The sequence below is a fragment of the Arthrobacter sp. AIWTK1 genome (assembly GCF_056680535.1).
The window spans coordinates 2,195,705-2,213,157 of the sequence record NZ_CM155287.1; the positions used below are offsets into that span (position 1 = coordinate 2,195,705).

At 66.9% G+C, this 17,453-nt stretch carries 16 protein-coding genes; 9 read left to right on the forward strand and 7 right to left on the reverse strand.

Annotated elements, in window-relative coordinates; genetic code table 11:
• The first annotated feature begins 65 nt into the window (after positions 1-65).
• The 7 genes from AC1MDG_RS10000 (at position 66) to AC1MDG_RS10030 (ending at position 7,118) form a co-directional block, all read left to right on the forward strand.
• Positions 66-530: a GatB/YqeY domain-containing protein gene (locus AC1MDG_RS10000; RefSeq protein WP_479808836.1), complete on the forward strand. Its 465-nt coding sequence runs from the start codon at positions 66-68 to the stop codon at positions 528-530.
• 114 nt (positions 531-644) lie between these two features.
• Positions 645-1,904 (forward strand): MFS transporter, encoded by a 1,260-nt coding sequence (locus tag AC1MDG_RS10005; protein WP_479809069.1) that lies wholly within the window; start codon positions 645-647, stop codon positions 1,902-1,904.
• Positions 1,905-1,959: 55 nt separating this feature from the next.
• Positions 1,960-2,196, forward strand: a complete 237-nt coding sequence (locus AC1MDG_RS10010) for a hypothetical protein (RefSeq protein WP_479808837.1) — start codon at positions 1,960-1,962, stop codon at positions 2,194-2,196.
• Positions 2,197-2,361: 165 nt separating this feature from the next.
• A complete protein-coding gene (gene ggt / locus AC1MDG_RS10015; RefSeq protein ID WP_479808838.1) occupies positions 2,362-4,203 on the forward strand; it encodes a gamma-glutamyltransferase in 1,842 nt (613 codons plus the stop codon).
• Between the two features lie 287 nt (positions 4,204-4,490).
• On the forward strand, positions 4,491-4,871 hold the full coding sequence (locus AC1MDG_RS10020; RefSeq protein ID WP_479808840.1) for a VOC family protein: 381 nt from the start codon (positions 4,491-4,493) through the stop codon (positions 4,869-4,871).
• Positions 4,872-4,989: 118 nt separating this feature from the next.
• The gene (locus AC1MDG_RS10025) at positions 4,990-5,952 is read left to right on the forward strand and encodes a D-2-hydroxyacid dehydrogenase family protein (RefSeq protein WP_479808842.1); all 963 of its coding nucleotides are present in this window, start codon (positions 4,990-4,992) and stop codon (positions 5,950-5,952) included.
• A complete protein-coding gene (locus tag AC1MDG_RS10030; RefSeq protein WP_479808843.1) occupies positions 5,949-7,118 on the forward strand; it encodes an alanine racemase in 1,170 nt (389 codons plus the stop codon). Before AC1MDG_RS10025 ends, AC1MDG_RS10030 begins: the two co-directional genes overlap by 4 nt.
• Positions 7,119-7,152: 34 nt before the next feature.
• Here AC1MDG_RS10030 and AC1MDG_RS10035 read toward each other — a convergent pair whose 3' ends face one another.
• From AC1MDG_RS10035 to AC1MDG_RS10045, 3 genes are read right to left on the reverse strand one after another with little or no spacing between them, the layout of a single operon-like run.
• Positions 7,153-8,685, reverse strand: coding sequence for a carboxyl transferase domain-containing protein (locus AC1MDG_RS10035; protein ID WP_479808845.1), 1,533 nt, complete (start codon positions 8,683-8,685; stop codon positions 7,153-7,155).
• A 2-nt stretch (positions 8,686-8,687) separates the two neighbouring features.
• The gene (locus tag AC1MDG_RS10040) at positions 8,688-9,935 is read right to left on the reverse strand and encodes a CaiB/BaiF CoA transferase family protein (protein ID WP_479808846.1); all 1,248 of its coding nucleotides are present in this window, start codon (positions 9,933-9,935) and stop codon (positions 8,688-8,690) included.
• A gap of 53 nt (positions 9,936-9,988) precedes the next feature.
• Positions 9,989-11,395 (reverse strand): SLC13 family permease, encoded by a 1,407-nt coding sequence (locus tag AC1MDG_RS10045; protein ID WP_479808848.1) that lies wholly within the window; start codon positions 11,393-11,395, stop codon positions 9,989-9,991.
• Positions 11,396-11,523: 128 nt separating this feature from the next.
• On the opposite strand from AC1MDG_RS10045, the gene AC1MDG_RS10050 reads away from it, so the two are divergent.
• Positions 11,524-12,231: a FadR/GntR family transcriptional regulator gene (locus AC1MDG_RS10050; RefSeq protein ID WP_043481301.1), complete on the forward strand. Its 708-nt coding sequence runs from the start codon at positions 11,524-11,526 to the stop codon at positions 12,229-12,231.
• Here the strand turns inward: AC1MDG_RS10050 and AC1MDG_RS10055 are convergent.
• Positions 12,228-12,734, reverse strand: coding sequence for a MarR family winged helix-turn-helix transcriptional regulator (locus AC1MDG_RS10055; RefSeq protein WP_479808850.1), 507 nt, complete (start codon positions 12,732-12,734; stop codon positions 12,228-12,230). The two genes, AC1MDG_RS10050 and AC1MDG_RS10055, sit on opposite strands and share 4 nt — an antisense overlap.
• 138 nt (positions 12,735-12,872) lie before the next feature.
• Here AC1MDG_RS10055 and ribA point away from each other — a divergent pair, with 138 nt between their 5' ends.
• The gene (ribA, locus tag AC1MDG_RS10060; RefSeq protein ID WP_479808852.1) at positions 12,873-14,711 is read left to right on the forward strand and encodes a GTP cyclohydrolase II RibA; all 1,839 of its coding nucleotides are present in this window, start codon (positions 12,873-12,875) and stop codon (positions 14,709-14,711) included.
• Positions 14,712-14,776: 65 nt separating this feature from the next.
• Here ribA and AC1MDG_RS10065 read toward each other — a convergent pair whose 3' ends face one another.
• The 3 genes from AC1MDG_RS10065 to AC1MDG_RS10075 form a co-directional block, all read right to left on the reverse strand.
• The gene (locus AC1MDG_RS10065; protein ID WP_479808854.1) at positions 14,777-15,361 is read right to left on the reverse strand and encodes a hypothetical protein; all 585 of its coding nucleotides are present in this window, start codon (positions 15,359-15,361) and stop codon (positions 14,777-14,779) included.
• Positions 15,362-15,442: 81 nt separating this feature from the next.
• On the reverse strand, positions 15,443-16,300 hold the full coding sequence (locus AC1MDG_RS10070; protein WP_479808856.1) for an SDR family oxidoreductase: 858 nt from the start codon (positions 16,298-16,300) through the stop codon (positions 15,443-15,445).
• 152 nt (positions 16,301-16,452) lie between these two features.
• Positions 16,453-17,391, reverse strand: a complete 939-nt coding sequence (locus AC1MDG_RS10075; RefSeq protein ID WP_479808858.1) for a LysR substrate-binding domain-containing protein — start codon at positions 17,389-17,391, stop codon at positions 16,453-16,455.
• Positions 17,392-17,453 lie beyond the last annotated feature (62 nt).

Below are 17,453 nucleotides of genomic sequence, written 5' to 3' on the forward strand. Positions count from 1 at the left end.
AATGCAACTGTCAGGGCGGCACCGAGCAGGGACAATGGAAGCAAAGCCAACGAAATGAGAACACCATGACCACGCTCAAAGAACGCCTCCACGGCGACGTTGTGATCCACATGAAAGACCGGAACAAGGTGGCGCTCACCACGGTGCGCAATGTACTCGGCGAGATCGAAACACGCGAGAAGTCGGGCAAGACCCCGATCGAACTGGACGACGCCCAGGTAACCGGCCTGCTGCAGAAGGAAGCGGCCAAACGCCGCGACACAGCGAAGATCTATACAGAAGCTGGCGAAGCCGACCGTGCTGCGGCGGAAATCGCCGAAGCCGAGGTCATCGAGGCCTACCTGCCCAAAGCGCTGACGCGGGACGAGGTGGAGGCCATTGTCGACCAGGCCATCGCCGGGCTGAAGGCCGAAGGCCAGGAGCCGTCCATGCGGCAGATGGGCGCCGTGATGAAGCCGGTCACAGCCAAGGTCGCGGGTCGCTTTGACGGCAAGACCGTCAGCGAGATCGTCCGGAGCCGCCTCGCCTAGCACGGTCGGGGGAGCCTGCCCCGGGCCGCAGCCGCACGGGCACTGGTGAACACAGGCTGAGGGGACGAGAATAGGCTCGTGCTCCCACCTCGCCCCGGCGGGGACGTCAACGCGATGAGCGCCGCCGCCCGAAGGATTCAGCGCATCTATCTCACGTTGACGCTGGGCAATACCGTTGCGGCTTCCTTCATCTGGGGTATCAACACCCTCTTCCTGCTGGATGCCGGGCTCAGTAACCTCGAGGCCTTCGCCGCGAATGCCTTCTTCACGGCGGGCATGGTGCTGTTCGAGGTTCCCACCGGGGTGGTTGCCGACGGCTGGGGGCGCCGCGTTTCGTTCCTGCTCGGCACGGTGACCCTGGCGGTATCCACCTACTTCTACTACCTGCTCTGGCAGCTTTCCGCCCCGTTCTGGTGGTGGGCACTGGTGTCGGTCCTGCTCGGTCTGGGCTTCACCTTTTTCTCGGGGGCGGTGGAGGCCTGGCTGGTGGACGCGTTGCGTTTCTCGGGCTACGAAGGCGGCCTCGAGGCGGTGCTCGGGCGCGGAGTGATGGTGTCGGGTGTTGCGATGCTCGTAGGTTCGGTGGCTGGCGGCGTGATCGCGCAGGTTACGAACCTCGGTGTGCCGTTCCTGATCCGGGTAGGGGTGCTGCTGGCGATGTTCATCGTGGCCTTCCGGCTGATGCACGACGTCGGGTTCACGCCGGAGCGTTCGGCCCACCCGGTGCGGGCGGTCCGTACCGTCCTTGCCGCCTCGATCGAGAACGGTTTGAAGAACCCGCCCGTGCGTTACGTGATGTTGGCCGCGCCGTTCAGCGCCGGCGTCGGGATCTACGTTTTCTATGCCTTGCAGCCCTACCTGCTGGAGCTCTTTGGCGACCCTAAGGCCTACTCCGTGGCGGGGCTGGCGGCGGCAGTTGTGGCCGGAGCCGAGGTGCTCGGCGGCTGGCTGGCGCCGCGGATCCGGCGCCTGGTGCGAAAGCGCACCACCGTGTTGATCATTAGCGTCGGACTTGCCGCACTGATTTTGGTGGTGCTCGGGTTCACCCGGATGTTCTGGGCGGCGCTGGCTCTGCTGACACTCTGGGCGGTGGTGGACGCCGCGGGCGTCCCCGTGCGGCAGGCCTACCTCAACGACATGATCGCCTCGAAACAGCGGGCAACCGTGCTGAGCTTCGACTCACTCATCGGCTCAAGCGGCGGCGTGGTGGTGCAGCCTCTGCTCGGCCGCGCAGCCGATGCCTACGGCTACGCGGCCTCGCTGGCGATCGGCGGCCTGATCCAACTGGTCTCCGTGCCCTTCCTGTCAGCCAGCCGCCGCCAGGGATCCCCGGCCGATCTGGCCAACGTCCCTGTAAAGACAGACGAGTTGTGAACGCCCGGATCGATCACTTGGTGATCGCCGCCGATTCGCTGGAACAGGGTGCGGCGTGGTGTTTCCCCGACTGCTACCTCGAGGTCATCGCGATCGATCCCGATGCGCCGGCGCCGGGGAGGCCGCGCGGCAGCCGGTGCTGCGCGGCAGTCCGCTGAAGGCGTTCGAGGTGCTGCAGCATCCGGCCGTTGACACGAGTCCGATCGACGCTGTGCGCGACGCGCCGCTCACCGACACGCTGGAGTCGCCGCGTGGCCGTGTTGTGCTCGATGCGTGGCGCATCGAAGGCTGAACGGCGCTGACGCCGGCACCGTGTCCACGGCCCGGCGAAGCGGCTCCTGCCCCGCTGATCGGCCCCAGCCGCGCTCACCCCGCAAGGGATTTAGTGTTGAGTGTCACTCCGGGCCGGAGTAACGTGACCCTCACCCACTCGCACCACCCTGACTCGGGAGCAACCATGCCTAAGGTGAGACGTCGAATTGCCGCCATCACGGCGGCCCTGGCCATGAGCGTGACGGGCGGCGCTGTCATGAGCCCCGCGTTTGCCGATCCAACGGAGATCAAAAAGGAGCCCACCGCCACGGGCTATGGCGGTGCGGTCAGCACAGTCGACCCGGAGGCCTCCGCGGCAGCGATTGAGGTGCTCCGCAACGGCGGCAACGCGGCGGATGCCGCCGTCGCCGCAGCCGCGACCCTGGGCGTGACCGAGCCGTACAGCGCCGGGATCGGCGGGGGCGGCTACTTCGTCTTCTACGACGCGAAGACCGGTGAAGTAGGCACCATCGACGGCCGGGAAACCGCACCTGCGAAGATGCCCAATGACGCGTTCATCGACCCCGCGACCGGCAAGCCCTACCCCTTCACCCCCGAGCTCGTCACCAGCGGCGTCTCCGTCGGAGTTCCCGGCACGCCCGCCACCTGGGAGCGCGCCCTCGAACGCTGGGGCACCCTGGACCTTGGCGACGCCCTCGAGCCGGCCATCGACGTCGCCACCCGCGGCTTCGTGGTGGACGAGACGTTCCGCCAGCAGACCCTCGACAACGAGAAGCGCTTTGCGGCGTTTACGTCCACGAGCAGCCTCTTCCTCCCCGGCGGCGACGCCCCCGCCGTCGGCAGTGTCTTCCAGAACCCGGACCTGGCCGCGACGTACGAACTCCTTGCAGAGGAGGGCACGGATGGCTTCTACGAAGGCCCGGTGGCGGACGAGATCGTCGCTGCAGTGAAAGCACCGCCGAAGACCGCCACCACGACGCTGCCCGTCCCTGTCGGCCACATGACGACAAAGGACCTGGCAGCCTACGAAGCCCTGGACCAGGACCCCACGCACGTGGAATACCGGGGACTGGACGTCTACGGTATGGCGCCCTCGAGCAGCGGCGGCACCACCGTGGGCGAGGCGTTGAACATCCTCGAGCCCTTCAACCTTTCGGAGCCGGGCAACGCCAACGGCAAGAATACGGCTGCCCTGCACCCCTACCTTGAGGCGAGTGCGCTCGCCTTTGCGGACCGGGGCAAGTACGTGGGTGACCCTGCCTTTGTGGACGTCCCCACCCACGAGCTCACTGACCCGGTGTTCGGCAAGGAGCGCTCGTGCCGGATCAACCCGGCGAAGGCAGCATTGAAGCCCGTCGACCCGGGGGACATCTCCTCGTACGACGGCGCGTGCCCGGCCGCTGCTGCGGCGCCCGCCGCTGAGACGGATACGGAGAACATCTCCACGACCAACCTGACGGTCGCGGACCAGTGGGGCAACGTGGTGGAATACACTCTCACCATCGAGCAGACCGGGGGATCCGGCATCGTGGTGCCGGGGCGCGGGTTCCTGCTCAACAACGAGCTGACGGACTTCTCCACCGTGTACAAAGAGGACGACCCCAACCGGATTCAGCCGGGGAAGCGGCCGCGCTCGTCGATGTCGCCCACCATCATCCTGAAGGACGGTGATCCGTTCCTGGCCCTGGGCTCGCCTGGCGGATCAACCATCATCACTACAGTCCTGCAGACCATCCTGAACCGGGTGGACCTGGGCATGAGCATCTCCGATGCGATCGCTGCGCCGCGTGCTTCCCAGCGCAACACGGCCAAGGTCACGGCCGAGCCCGCGTTCATTGAAGCCTACGGTGAGCAGTTGAAACCGCTGGGCCACGAATTCACGCCGTCGGGCGATGCGTTCACTTCGGCGGCCGAGATCGGCGCGGCGACCGCCATTGAATTCAGGCCCGACGGGCGTATGGTCGCTGCGGCTGAGCCCGTGCGGCGCGGCGGCGGCTCCGCGATGGTGGTCAAACCGCGGCGCTGAGTCCGGCGCTGAGTCCGGCTATTCCGGAGGACGACGGCGGAAGTGACTTCCGCCGTCGTGCTCCACTTTCCCGCTATATCCCGGAGGCCGAACTGCGGCCATAATGGCGGTATGAACGCTGGGGAGACCCCGGACGGCGGCCGTTGAAAAAGCCGTGACAAGGCCTCCCCGGCCCCGTCCCGGCCCATCGAAAACAGCCGGGAGCCGGCGGGAGCCGGCATAGCCGCCTCGCAGGCGCCGCCTTCGGGGCGGGCATCTCGACCGCTTCAAAATCAGGAGATTTCGACATGCTCAAGGAACGTGAAATCGCTGCGGTCCTCCCTGCCAAGGACATTGCCCGGGCACGTGACTTCTATCGTGACGTCGTGGGGCTGGACGATCCGGAGGTCATGGACGACGAAAATGTGATGTACCGCTGCGGCAATGGAACAACTTTCCTGCTGTACCAGACGGACAACGCGGGCACTGCAAAGAACACCCAGATGGGCTGGATGACGGACAACATCGAAGCCGAGGTCGAAGAACTGCGCGGGCGCGGCGCCACTTTCGAGGAGTACGACTTCCCGGGACTGAAGACTGAGAACGGCGTCGCTACCAACGCCGTGGGCAAAGCTGCGTGGTTCCTGGATACGGAGGGCAACATCCTCAACATTTTCCAGCGCGCATAACCGGACCGGTGGCCCCCAGCAACGCAGTGTGGGGGCCACCCGCATGTTCTCCTCCGATGCAACGTGACGGTAGCCTGACTGCAGTGCCCGCACGCTGCCTACGCCGAAGGATCCATACATGCGCCTCGCCATTCTGGACGATTACCAGTCTGTCGCCCGGGATTACGCGCCCTGGGAGCAGCTCGCAGCCGACGGCGTCGAGGTCACCTTCTTCACCGAGCCGTTTCGGGACGACGCCGGCACGGCGGCCAGCCTGCGCGGGTTCGACATCGTCATCGCGATGCGGGAACGGACCGCCTTCGGGCGTGAGCGCCTGGCGCAACTGCCTGACCTGAAACTGCTGGTGACCACCGGGATGGCGAACCAGTCCATTGATCTTCCGGCAGCTGAGGAGCGGGGCGTTGTGGTGTGCGGGACCGGCGGCTCCCCGACGGCGGCACCGGAACTGACGTGGGGACTGCTGCTGGCGCTTGCACGCAGCATTCCGTTCGAAGACCGGAGCCTGAGGGAGGGCCGCTGGCAGTCCACCGTTGGCTTTGAGCTCGCCGGTAAGACCCTGGGAGTGCTGGGCCTGGGCAAAATCGGCCGTCGGGTCGCCGCTTACGGACAGGCGTTCGGCATGGACGTCATCGCCTGGAGCCCCAACCTCACGGTTGACGCGGCCGCTGAGGCGGGAGTCAGGAGGGTCAGCAAAGACGCGCTCTTCCGGGAGGCGGATGTGGTGTCGGTGCATGTGCGGCTCTCAGAACGCTCCCGGGGCGTCGTCGGGGAGGAGCAACTCCGCCTTCTGGGGGCGCGGGGCGTGCTGGTCAACACCTCCCGCGGGCCCCTGGTCGACGAGGACGCCCTCATCCGGGGACTGCACGAAGGCTGGATCGGCGGAGCAGCCCTTGACGTCTACGACCTCGAGCCGCTTCCCGCGGGCCACCGGCTCCTATCCGCACCACGGACCGTCCTGACGCCGCACCTGGGCTACGTCACGGAGCAAAGCTACCGGGAGTTCTACGGCGGCGCGTTCGACGATGTGCAGGCATGGCTCCGCGGAGCGCCGGTCCGGCTGCTGACGGCTGTGAATAGATGACCACTGAGTTTCGGCCCGGGAGCATGCCGTATCCGCAGCTTCGGCTCAATCTTGAGGCCCTCGACGACAACATCCGCGTTATGGCGTCCTGGTGCCGGGAACGTCAGGTGGACCTCGCCCCGCATGTGAAGACCACCATGTCCGCACCGATCATCGGCCGACAGCTGGCCGCCGGGGCCGTCGGGGTAACGGTAGCCACCGTGGACCAGGTCGCCTCTGCGCTGGGCTGGGGACACCAGCACGTCCTCATCGCCAACGAGGTCGTCGACCGGTACGGCCTGGCACGGATCCGCGACTGGCTGGGCGAGGATTCCGGGCGGGAAATCCGCTGCTTCATGGACTCCGCTGCCGGTGTCAACGCGGCAGCGGAGGTGTTCGCCGCCGGGGCTGACGTCGCCCTTGAGGTACTGCTCGACGTCGGGACGCCGGGCGGACGCACGGGGGTACGCAGCCGCCAGGAGGCCGTTCAGCTCGCCGAGCTGGTCCGCGCCGCGCCCGGCCTCAGGCTCGTTGGAGTCGCCGGGTACGAAGGCGTCGTGCCCAACAGCAGGGCTGAGGAGACGATCGCCGCCGTTGACCGGCACTGCCGGCTGGTGCGGGATGTCTATCTGGACGTCGCGCCGTCTTTTGAAACGTCCGCGCCGGTCTACTCCATGGGCGGCTCTGCGTTCCCGGACCGCGTGGCGGAATACCTCCCGGACGCCGGCCAGGTGCCCGGAACACAGCGGATCCTCCGTTCGGGTTGCTACGTCACCCACGACCACGGCACCTATGCCGGCGTCAGCCCCGTGCCGGGCCTCGTCCCTGCGCTGACAGTCCGCGCCGTTGTGCTGTCCACCCCTGAGGACGGGATGGCCGTCGTCGGTGCCGGCAAGCGGGACCTTCCGTACGACGCCGGTCTGCCGCTGGTCCTGTCCGTCCAAACCGCTGACGGCGCCACGAAGGACGGGGCAACCGCTGCTGTGCGCAGCCTCTTCGACCATCACGCGGTCCTCACCGCCGTGACGGGACTGGAGGTCACGGATGTGGTGGACTTTGGCATCTCCCACCCCTGCTCGGCCTTCGACCGCTGGCCCGAATACGTCGTCACCGACGGAAAGGGCCGGGATCTCGATGTGTGGCGGACGGATTTCCACCGGTCGTCCCTGTCCACGATCACGTGGTGAAGCAGACGGGGACACCGGAGTAATCCGCCGGGGATCACCCGGCGAAAAGGCCGCCCAGGTTCCGGTACTTTGCAAGCCGCAGCGGGAGCAGCGCGTTGATCCCGACGGAAGACAACGTGGCGAGTTCGTATTCGATGGCCTGTCCCAGCCGCCGGCAGAACGCCCTTCCCTCGAGGGCCGCATCGCTGTGTCCCGTGTCCCCGCGTTCGTCCACGATGTGCTCCACCAGCCCGCTGGCGTACAGGGCGGCAACGTTGACGCCTTGTGCTTCGGACATGGCCGGCGCGAAGTCGGTGCTCCGGTGGACGATGGCGCTGGCGCCTTCGGGCGGCAGCGGGGACAGCCACGCATGCTGGGCGGCGATGGTGCGGTCTGCGGGCAGGAGGGCAAGCGCGCCGCCGCCGGCGCCCTGACCCAGCAGGACCGAGACAGTGGGGGAGTTCAGCCCGATCATGTCGTGCAGGGACCGGGCAATCTCGCCGGCCAGGCCGCCTTCCTCGGCTTCCTTGGACAGCGCCGCGCCGCCGGTGTCAATGACCGTCAACAGCGGCAGGCCCAGCTCCTCGGCCAGCCGCATGCCGCGACGGGCCTCACGGAGCGACGCCGGTCCCATCGCGGTCTGCTGCGAGGGCCTGGGCCGGGTGTGGCCGATGACCACGCAGGATTCCTGGCCGAAGCGGGCCAGGGCAAGCTGCAGACCGGGGTCCTTTTCTCCCTGCCCGGTGCCGTTGAGCGGCAGCACATCGCGGGCGCCGTAGGCGAGCAGCTGGCGCAGGTCCGGCCGCCGCGGGTTCCGGGAGATTTCGATCGATTCCCAGGCGCCGGCGTCGGACGGTCTGACCGAAAGGGTCTTCGGCGGCTCAATCCGGGCATGCGGGCCGGTGACTAAAATGCCGAGGGCACGGTCCACGACGTCGGACAGTTGCGAGGGCGGGACCACCGCGTCGATGAGGCCCTTGTCGAAGAGGTTTTCCGCCACCTGCACGTTCTCCGGAAACGGCGTGCCGTAGAGGGCCTCGTAGACCCGTGGTCCCAGGAAGCCGAGGAGGGCCCCGGGCTCGGCCACGGTGATGTGGCCGAGGGATCCCCAGGATGCCATGACCCCTCCGGTGGTGGGGTGCCTCAGGTACACGAGGTAGGGCAGGCCCGCCTGGCGGTGGGCGCGGACGGCGGCACTGATTTTCACCATGGACAGGAAGGCGATGGTTCCTTCCTGCATGCGGGTACCACCCGACGCCGGGCCCGCCAGGAGCGGCAGACCTTCGCGGGTGGCCCGTTCGACGGCGGTGACGATGCGTTCCGCGGCGGCCTGGCCGATGGAACCGGCGAGGAAGCGGAATTCGCTGACGATCACGGCTACGCGCCGGCCGCGGATGAGGCCTTCGCCGGTGACGACGGATTCGTCCACGCCGGTCTTGGCACGGGCCGCCGCCAGCTCCTGCCGGTACTCCGGACCGGGATCCGGGTCCACCACCGGAGCGTCCCAGCTCCGGTAGGAGCCGGGATCCAGCACGGCGGTGATGAGCCCGGCGGCATCCAGGTGCCGGACTTTCTGTTCTGCGAGCATGGTCAGCGCCCTTCCTGTTCCGGGCCGGCCGCGGTGCCTTTTGCGCCGGCGGGCTGCAGCCCAAGCCACTGCCGGATCTGCTCCCCGTCCTGGTCCAGCAGCGGGGGTGCGGTGTGCGTGGTGAGGGTCGTTTCTGCAGTGTCGGCGGAGCTGAAGAACCGCAGCGGCGGGCCGGGCAGGCTCACGGTGCCCAGGATTTTGTGGTCGACGTCGATCACCAGGCCCTGCGAATGCACCTGCTCCCAGGCGTACACCTCGTCCAGGGTGCGGACCTTGCCGGCCGGGATTCCGGCGTCGTTGAGTTTGGCGAGGAGCTCCTCCGCCTCGTAATCGGAGAATGCCTGCTCCACCTCTTCGATGACTTTCTCGCGGTTGCGCACCCGGTCCGCGTTGCTGGCGAATTCGGGACGCGCTGCGTCGATTCCGAACGTGGCGGCGAACGTGTTCCACAGCTTTTCGCTGCCCACGCTGATCTGGACCCGTCCCTGCCGGCAGTGGAACAGTCCGTACGGGGCGATGGAGGGGTGGTGGTTGCCCTGCGCCTTCGGGACCTCGCCGGCCACCGTGGCCCTGGTGCCCTGGAACGCGTGCACCCCGATGAGCGCGGCAAGCAGCGAGGTGCGTACGATCTGGCCCTGCCCGGTCCGCTCGCGCTGCAGCAGGGCGGCGAGCGTCCCGAACGCGCCGTACATTCCGGACAGCAGGTCGGCGATGGGAACACCCACCCTTTGGGGGTCGTCCGGCCCGGAACCGGTCAGGGACATCAGGCCGGCTTCGCCCTGCAGGATCTGGTCGTAGCCGCTGCGCCGGGATTCCGGCCCGTCGTGTCCGAAGCCGGTGATCGACAGGATCACCAGTGCCGGGTTCAACGCGTGCATTTCCGCGGCGGAGAAGCCAAGCCGGTCCAGGACGCCGGGGCGGAAGTTCTCGATGACGACGTCGGCGCGTTCCAGCAGTTCGCGCAGGACTGTCCGCCCGTCGTCGGTCTTCAGGTCCAGGGCGATGGATTCCTTGTTCCGGTTGCAGGACAGGAAATACGTCGCCTGCGGATCGTCCTCCGGGCCCACGAAGGGCGGGCCCCAGCCCCGGGTGTCGTCCCCGGTGCCGGGGTTCTCCACCTTGATGACCCGGGCGCCGAGGTCGGCGAGCATCATTCCTGCGTGCGGGCCGGCCAGGGCGCGGCTCAGGTCCACCACGAGGTAGCCGGACAGCGGACCCTCTGCCTGGGGATGGGATTCAGTGCTCTGCATGGGGTTCCTTCTCTTGCTTCTAGATACCTGGGTTGCTGCTGTTGCGTGCCGGCCTACAGCCAGCCCGGGACCACCATGACCAGCCAGGCGATGGCAGGCCCGGCGACGACGACGATGCCGCTGTAGGCCAGGATCTGCTTGTAGAACCTGTCCTTGTCCACGTCTTCGGGTGCGTTGGCCAGCACCAGGGCGCCATTGGTGGAGAACGGGGAGACGTCAACGATCGTGGAGGCCACGGCGAGTGCGGCGATGACCCCGACGGCGCCGATCTCCCCAGAGGCCAGGAACGGCACAGCCAGGGGAATAAGGGCCGCCAGGATGGCGGTGGAGGAGGCGAAAGCGGACACAACGGCGCCGATGTAGCAGATCAGCAGGGCCGCGAGCAGCGGCATGCCCAGCTGCGCAACGCTGTCCGACACAAACGTGATGGTGCCGGCCTCTTCGAGGACGCCCACGAAGGTGAGCATGCCGCAGAGGAGGAGAACCGTGGACCAGCTGATTTTGTTGACGGCGCCCTTCTGTGCGGCCGGGGAAACCAGGGCCAGGACCATGGCGATGGTGATGGAGACGAAGCCGACGTCCACCTTGAACCCCAGCGAAATCACGGCGAGGGCGATTAGGCCGAGAATCGTCACGAGCTGGGGAACGGAAGCACGGGGACTGCCGGCCGGCTGTTCGGTGCTTGAAGAGGCGTTGCTGGAGTGCTCACCGGAGCCTGACGTGCCTTTGGAGGAGACGCGTGCGGAGGAAATGTCGGTACCCGAGCCCTGCAGGGTTACCCCTGCGGTGCGGGCTCCTACGCTCATGGCCATGCGCTTCTCGGCGGCCTGTTCCACCAGCCGGCCGCCCGCGGAGGACCCGGACTTGTTTCCGCCGAGGACGAGGAACAACACCAGTGCAATGGCCAGGTTGAAGATGAAGCTTGCCAGGAAGATCGCCATGGGGCTGGCTTCCAGTTCCGTCTTGGCAATGATGCCGTTGACGGTGACGCCGTAGACGGCGATGGGGGAGAAGCCGCCGGCCTGCGCGCCGTGGATCACCATCATGCCCATCATGAGCGGATTGATTTTATGCTTGGCCGCGAAGCTGAGCGCGATCGGCGCGATGATGGCGACGGCGGCGGGCGAGAGTGCGCCGACGGCCGTGATGACAGCGGTGATAGCGAACATGATCCACGGGATCAGGGCCACCTTGCTGCCAACCATCCGCACGGCGCCCCGGACCATCAGGTCGATGGTGCCGTTGTTCTGGGCGATGGCGAAGAGGTAAGTGACGCCGACGATGGTCAGGAATAGACCGCCGGGGAAGTTGGCAAGGATGTCGTTGGTAGACATTCCGAGGACGACCGACCCCAGCAGGAATGCTCCGACGAAGGCCAGGGCGCCCATGTTGAGGGGCAGCACCGTGGCCAGCAGGAACATCACCGCCAGGATGATGATGGACAGGACGGGAGCGGACATCTTTGTTCCTCCGGATCGAATGGTGGGAATTGTAACTGGCTTAGTGGCCTAGCCTCCTAGACACTAGGTGTCTCTGTCAATAGTTCTCCGGTACTCTTGGGATTTAGGACCTTCTCGAAAGGACGCAGATGGCTAAGCAGACGGCAACCCGGCAGATTACCCGCGTTTCGCGGCCCCGGCTTTATGAGCAGCTCGTGGAGCAGCTCATGGACTTCATCGAGGCTGCCCAGCTGGGCCCCGGGGATACCTTGCCTGCTGAGCGCGAGTTGGCCGAACGGCTGGGGGTCTCACGCGCCACACTTGCCCAGGCCCTGGTGGCACTGGAAGTCCTCGGTGTGATCGACGTCCAGCACGGCACCGGTGCCGTGCTGGTCTACCGTCCCAATGTCCCGTCCGTGATCAAGGGGCTGCGCGAGCACCGCAGCCGGCTGCCGGAAATCGTGGAGGCACGCAGTACCCTTGAGGTCAAGCTTGCCGAGTTGGCCGCGGAGAGGCGCAGCAAGGAGGATATGAAGGCCATCGACAAGGCGCTCGATGCAATGGCCGAGGAGGTCGCCTCGGGCGGCCGGGGCGCGCACGGCGATGAGCTGTTCCACCAGGCCGTGACTGCCGCCGCCCACTCCGCCGTACTGGCCCAGCTGATGACATTCATCGCCGGAATGGTCCTGGAAACGCGGCTGGAATCGCTCGGACAGCCGGGCCGCCCGGAGCAGTCACTCGCCTCCCATCGGAAGATCGCCGACGCCATCAGGGCCCAGGACCCTGTGGCGGCGGCTGCGGCAATGCTGGAGCATATCGACCTCGTCTCCGACGTGGCCCTGCTGAAGAACCCCTAGGTGGCCGCTGATCCGCCGCCGGCGCCGCGGGGCCGGCAGGTGGCGTCGATGGCGTGCATGATCCGGCCGCCGATGTCACCCAGTTGCGGTGACTGTGCCTTGGTGAGGGGATCAAAAACGAGGTTGCGCACGGCTTCGACATGCCCGGGTGCCGTGTGAACGACCTTCGCCCAGCCGTCGTCCGTGAGGGTGGCCAGGGTGATCCGGCCGTCCGAGGGATCCGGGGACCGGCGCACCCAGCCGCGCTTTTCGAGACGGCCCACCACCTGTGACAGGCGGGGCAGGCCGGATTCGGTGAAGCCTGCCAGTTCGCTCATCCGCCGCGTCCGGCCGGGAGCTTCGGACAGTCCGGCGAGCACCATGTACTCAAAATGGCTCAACCCCGCGTCGCGCTGCAACTGGGCGTCGAGTGCCGAGGGCAGCCGCATCATCACGCCCACGAGCGCGAGCCAAGCCTGGCGTTCGTCGTCGCTGAGCCAGCGTGGTTCCGCGGAGGTTTCCATGCCGCTAGCCTATCCCAAAAACTTCATATGTGAAGTTTTATCTCCGGTAAATCACTTGCATCCTTAACTAACCGGCGGTACGGTTAACTTCAATCTTCAAGTAATTTCCACTTCCCTTACCGAATGCTGAGGCCCCAGATGACCCTTGTGTCCGAGACCCTCATGCCGCCTGTTCCGGCACTGCCCGCAGCTGCCGTTCGCAGCACGGTCACCGTTCCGCTGCGCTTCCCTGACGGCTTTACGGCCACCGCCGAGGTGCTGACGTTCCACGGGCTGGCCGACGGCAAGGAACACCTGCTGCTCGCCCTGGGCGACTGGGAGTGGACGCTCCTGGATCCGCCGTCGGCACATTCGGCGCCTCTGGTCCGGCTGCACAGCGAATGCCTGACCGGTGACGTGTTCGGCAGCGAGCGCTGCGACTGCGGTCCGCAGCTGCGCGAAGCGGTGGAAGAAATCTCAGCTGCCGGCGGCTTCCTCCTGTACCTCCGCCAGGAAGGCCGGGGCATCGGCCTGTACTCAAAGCTCGACGCCTACGCCCTGCAGGACACGGGACTGGACACTTACGAAGCGAATCTGGCCCTGGGCCACGGCGAGGACGAGCGCGACTACACGGCTGCCGCCCAAATGCTTGGCGCCGTCGGCGCAACCACCGTCCGCCTGCTCACCAACAACCCGGACAAAGCCGCCCAGCTCACCGGCATGGGCATCGACGTTGCGGAACAAGTACCCACGGGCGTCCACCTTTCACCGGCCAACCACGGCTACCTCGCCGCCAAGCGGGACCACACCGCTCATACCCTCAACATTCCGCCCATGACCGTCCCCGGCCACGAGGAGATACTGGCCAGGGTCGACGCCCTTATTCCCCGCCTGCGGGAGCGCGCTGAGGAGACCGAGCGGATCCGCCGCCTTCCGGAATCCACGATGGCGGACCTGAAGGAGGCGGGTGTCTTCCGGTTGCTCTCCCCAAAGGCGGTCGGGGGACTCGGCCTTGGAGTGGAGACGTACGTTGAGGTTGTTCGCCGGCTCGCCCGGGGGTGCCCCTCCACGGCGTGGACCGTGGGGCACCTCATCGAGCACGTCTGGATGCTCGCCCGGTGGCCCCGGAAAGTTCAGGACGAGGTCTTCGCCAGCGGACCGGCTCCTTTGGCCGCTGCCACCGGCGCCCCAGTGGGGGCGGCTGTCAAGGTCCCCGGGGGGTACTCCATCTCGGGCCGCTGGTCCTTCGCCTCGGGAGTCATGCACTCGGAGTGGGCCCTCCTGGCCGTGCAGGACGGGGAAGTCCGGCTGCAGTGCCTGGTGCCGGTGTCCGACGTCGAGCTGCTGGACGTGTGGCACACCGCCGGACTGAGGGGGACCGGCAGCAACGACATCCGGGCAGACGAACTGTTCGTGCCGGAGTACCGGGCGATTGACTGGGCCACCCTCAGCGCCCCGGACAACCCGGGCAGCCTGATCCACCAGGACCCCATTATCCACACACCCATGGCCACCCTCCTGAACCTGGTGGCACCCGCCGCCGCCCTGGGAGCCGCCGAGCACGCCGTCGAACTTTTCCGCGAGCGGATCCTGGTGCGCAGGATCAAGAACACTCCTGAGAACCGCCAGGCGGATTCCCCCCTCGCGCAGGCACGGTTCTCCCAGGCGCACGGGCTTATTGCCACCGCGCGCCTCCAGTGGGAGGAAGCCATCCGGGTGGTCACCGCCTCCTCCACGCGCCGGCCCATGACAATGACGGACGAGGAACGGGCCAGGTTCCGGCTGGCGCTGGCCCTCAGCGGGAACGCGTCGGCCGAGGCCGTGCGTCTGATCATGGCCGGATCCGGCGGAAGCGCGCACCGGCTTTCCAATCCGCTCCAGCAGGTCCAGCGCGACGTGGACGTTCTCCTCAACCATCCAACCCTGGCGATGGACCCGATCCTCGAGCAGGCGGGCCGCGGCCTGCTGGGCCTCGGGTTTACGGTCCCGTCGTTCTGACGGCACGCGTTTCCCAATTCAGCGGGTTGAACTCGCCTATGAGGCGACGGACCTTCTCACGAACACTATTGCACCGGGCCGGGAAACAAGTGACGGTTCCTGATGCGTGATTGGCCAAACTGAATCTCCAGCGGTTCAATGTCCCAGGCTCCGCTGCCGCGCGTCTTCGGACTGCCCACGGCAACGTGCGGTGTCCAGTGCGGGGACCTGAAGCCGAGCGCACGGGAGCTGAGGATGAAGTCATCGACGTTGTCCACCAGCAGCATGTCCAGCAGCTCGTGCAGGGCCCGCACCAGGGATGCCTGATACTCGTGGACCTGCTCCGGGACGTCCATTGCAAGACCCGACACGTTGCCGCTGCCCAGCGGGATCAGCCGGGCGGCGGTGCCGGAAAAGCCGTCCAGCACAGGCAGGCCATCCAGCCAGGCAAGCGTGCCGCTGGTAGCCGCTGCAACGGTTGTGATGCCCTTGGTCCATTCCGAGACGTCCCGGGCGAAGTCGTCCAGTACGCCGACGTGCAGCAGGGTCAGGTGCAGACCCCGCTGCCTGCGCAGGGCCCGGACGTGGCGGCCCAGTCCTTCGTAGTCCGAAGGGCCGGATCCGACGCTGAGCACCGGCGCCTCCACTGTGATGCGCGGAATCGTGTTCATCCCGGCCCTCCCGACTGTGCTGGCAGTTGGCTGTGGAAGCCATTATCCGCCGGGGCGGGCCAACCGCGCTGCCGAAGCCGGTCAGCCGGCGAGCGGGCGCAGGCCGTCCACCAGGGGAGTAGTGGGCCGTCCGGCCAGCCGTGCAAGGTCGCCGGTGGTGAGGGCCAGTGCGTCCTCGCGGATGTTGCCGTCCAGCGCGGCGAGGAATCCGGCTGTTGCCGGGTCGAGGCCGGCAGCCTCCAAGGCGCTGACGTGCTCGGCTGCACTCACCGGGCGGTAGGAGACGGTGCGCCCGAGGACCGCGGAGAAGGCTGACGCCAGTTCCTCGTAAGTCCAGGCGTAGTCCCCGGACAGTTCGTAGGTGCTGTTGTCATGTCCGGCTGTGGTCAGGACGGCGGCGATGGCCGCGGCGTAGTCCGCGCGGGTGGCGCTGGCCACGCGGCCCTTTCCGGCGCTTCCGAGCAGTGTTCCGGTCTCGCGCGCTGCGAGCAGGGCGTCGGCGTAGTTCTCGGTGTACCACCCGTTGCGCAGGAAGGTGTAGGGGAGTCCGCTGGCGCGGATGTAGGCCTCGGCTTTGACGTGGTCCGGCGCCAGGATCACCGGGGTGGTGTCGGCCGCCAGCACGCTGGTGTACAGGATGCGGGCAACCTTGGCCCGCGCGGCCGCATCGATGACGTTCTCATGCTGCGCCGCCCGGCTCTGGATGTCGTTGCCGGAAATCAACAGCAGGGTATCGCCTTCGGCCAGCGCCGACTCAACACTGGCCGGATCGTTGTAGTCCACCGACGCGGTGTGGACACCGTGCCCTGCCAGTTCGGCGAGCTGCCCGGCGGACCTGCCCGCAGCAACGATATGGGCGGCGGGGACGCCGCGGTTCAAAAGTTCCTTGACGACGAGCCGTCCCAGCTGGCCGGTGGCACCTGCAATGACAATGGACATGAACTTCTCCTTGGTTACCTGGCACCCCGAGCGGCGCGCCTTCCGTCATGGCCAACCGTCCCCGAACGGGAACAATTCCGTTGCTGGATGACGCACTTTGAAGTGCAATAGGCACCTTCAGGTAAGTGTCGCTCTCACATGACCCGGCTCAGCTAGAGGTAGTCGCCGGCCCGTTCGCGGGCGATCTCCAGCAGGGTGGAGTGAAAGGCAACCTCCGCCGGAGCGTAGACCTTGTCCTCCCGCTGGGCCAGCAGTACCCGCCGCAGCGGTGCGGCGGACCCCAGGCTCAGCACCTTTACGTCCGGATGCTGAAGTGCCACTGCAGTCTTTGGCACCATGGCTACGCCCATTCCCACGCTGACCATGGCCTGGGCCTCCTGGTAGTCGTTGGCCAGGAAGGCAATCTCCGGTTCGAACCCGGCGTCGTGGGCGGAGCGCTGCAGCACCTCGACTACGGGGTGGGCCTCGGCGCGCACGATCCAGGACTCGTTGCGCAGGTCCTCCATGCTTATCTGCTCCCGGTCGGCGAGCGGGTGGCTGCGGGCCACCAGGATCACCGTGCTCTCCCGGAAGACCTCTGTTACCCGGATGGAATCGTCCCGGAACGCATTCCAGGGGTAGTCCCAGAGCAGGCACAGCCCGGTGACCCCGGACTGCAGATCGGCCACGAGTTCATCGAAGCGGGCGCTGCGCAAAGACAGGTTGACGGCCGGGTAGCGCTTCTTGAAGGTTCGGATGACGATGGGCAGGAAGGAGCCGGCCAGGGTAGGAAACGTACCCACGGTCAGGGATCCCCGGTTGAGGCCGGCAATCTGGCCCAGGTCGGACCGGGCCGCGTGCATCTGCCAGACGATCTTTCGGGCGTGACCGGCCAGCACTTGGCCGGCCTCGGTGGGCACTACCCCGCGGGAGCGGCGGTTGAGCAGAGGCTGTCCCACCTCTTGTTCAAGCTTGCGCAACTGCTGGGAGACGGCCGAGGGTGTGTACATCATCAGCTCGGCCGCGGCCGTAATGGAACCCTGCTCCACCACCTCCAGCAGCAGAGCAAGCCGCCTTATGTCGAACAATTCCTGGCCTTCATCGTTAAGCAACGCTTCACCCTTCTGTGAATTTGATTCATTCCCTGTTGGGACGTGGCCTCTGCCCCCGTCAT

What these genes read in the sequence shown, in the direction of transcription:
- AC1MDG_RS10055 (WP_479808850.1), bottom strand. Translation starts at nt 12,734, where the DNA reads ATGGAAACCTCCGCGGAACCACGCTGGCTCAGCGACGACGAACGCCAG.
- AC1MDG_RS10035 (WP_479808845.1), bottom strand. Translation starts at nt 8,685, where the DNA reads ATGCTCGCAGAACAGAAAGTCCGGCACCTGGATGCCGCCGGGCTCATC.
- ggt (WP_479808838.1), top strand. Translation starts at nt 2,362, where the DNA reads ATGCCTAAGGTGAGACGTCGAATTGCCGCCATCACGGCGGCCCTGGCC.
- AC1MDG_RS10070 (WP_479808856.1), bottom strand. Translation starts at nt 16,300, where the DNA reads ATGTCCATTGTCATTGCAGGTGCCACCGGCCAGCTGGGACGGCTCGTC.
- AC1MDG_RS10045 (WP_479808848.1), bottom strand. Translation starts at nt 11,395, where the DNA reads ATGTCCGCTCCCGTCCTGTCCATCATCATCCTGGCGGTGATGTTCCTG.
- AC1MDG_RS10040 (WP_479808846.1), bottom strand. Translation starts at nt 9,935, where the DNA reads ATGCAGAGCACTGAATCCCATCCCCAGGCAGAGGGTCCGCTGTCCGGC.
- AC1MDG_RS10020 (WP_479808840.1), top strand. Translation starts at nt 4,491, where the DNA reads ATGCTCAAGGAACGTGAAATCGCTGCGGTCCTCCCTGCCAAGGACATT.
- AC1MDG_RS10000 (WP_479808836.1), top strand. Translation starts at nt 66, where the DNA reads ATGACCACGCTCAAAGAACGCCTCCACGGCGACGTTGTGATCCACATG.
- ribA (WP_479808852.1), top strand. Translation starts at nt 12,873, where the DNA reads ATGACCCTTGTGTCCGAGACCCTCATGCCGCCTGTTCCGGCACTGCCC.
- AC1MDG_RS10065 (WP_479808854.1), bottom strand. Translation starts at nt 15,361, where the DNA reads ATGAACACGATTCCGCGCATCACAGTGGAGGCGCCGGTGCTCAGCGTC.
- AC1MDG_RS10025 (WP_479808842.1), top strand. Translation starts at nt 4,990, where the DNA reads ATGCGCCTCGCCATTCTGGACGATTACCAGTCTGTCGCCCGGGATTAC.
- AC1MDG_RS10050 (WP_043481301.1), top strand. Translation starts at nt 11,524, where the DNA reads ATGGCTAAGCAGACGGCAACCCGGCAGATTACCCGCGTTTCGCGGCCC.
- AC1MDG_RS10030 (WP_479808843.1), top strand. Translation starts at nt 5,949, where the DNA reads ATGACCACTGAGTTTCGGCCCGGGAGCATGCCGTATCCGCAGCTTCGG.
- AC1MDG_RS10005 (WP_479809069.1), top strand. Translation starts at nt 645, where the DNA reads ATGAGCGCCGCCGCCCGAAGGATTCAGCGCATCTATCTCACGTTGACG.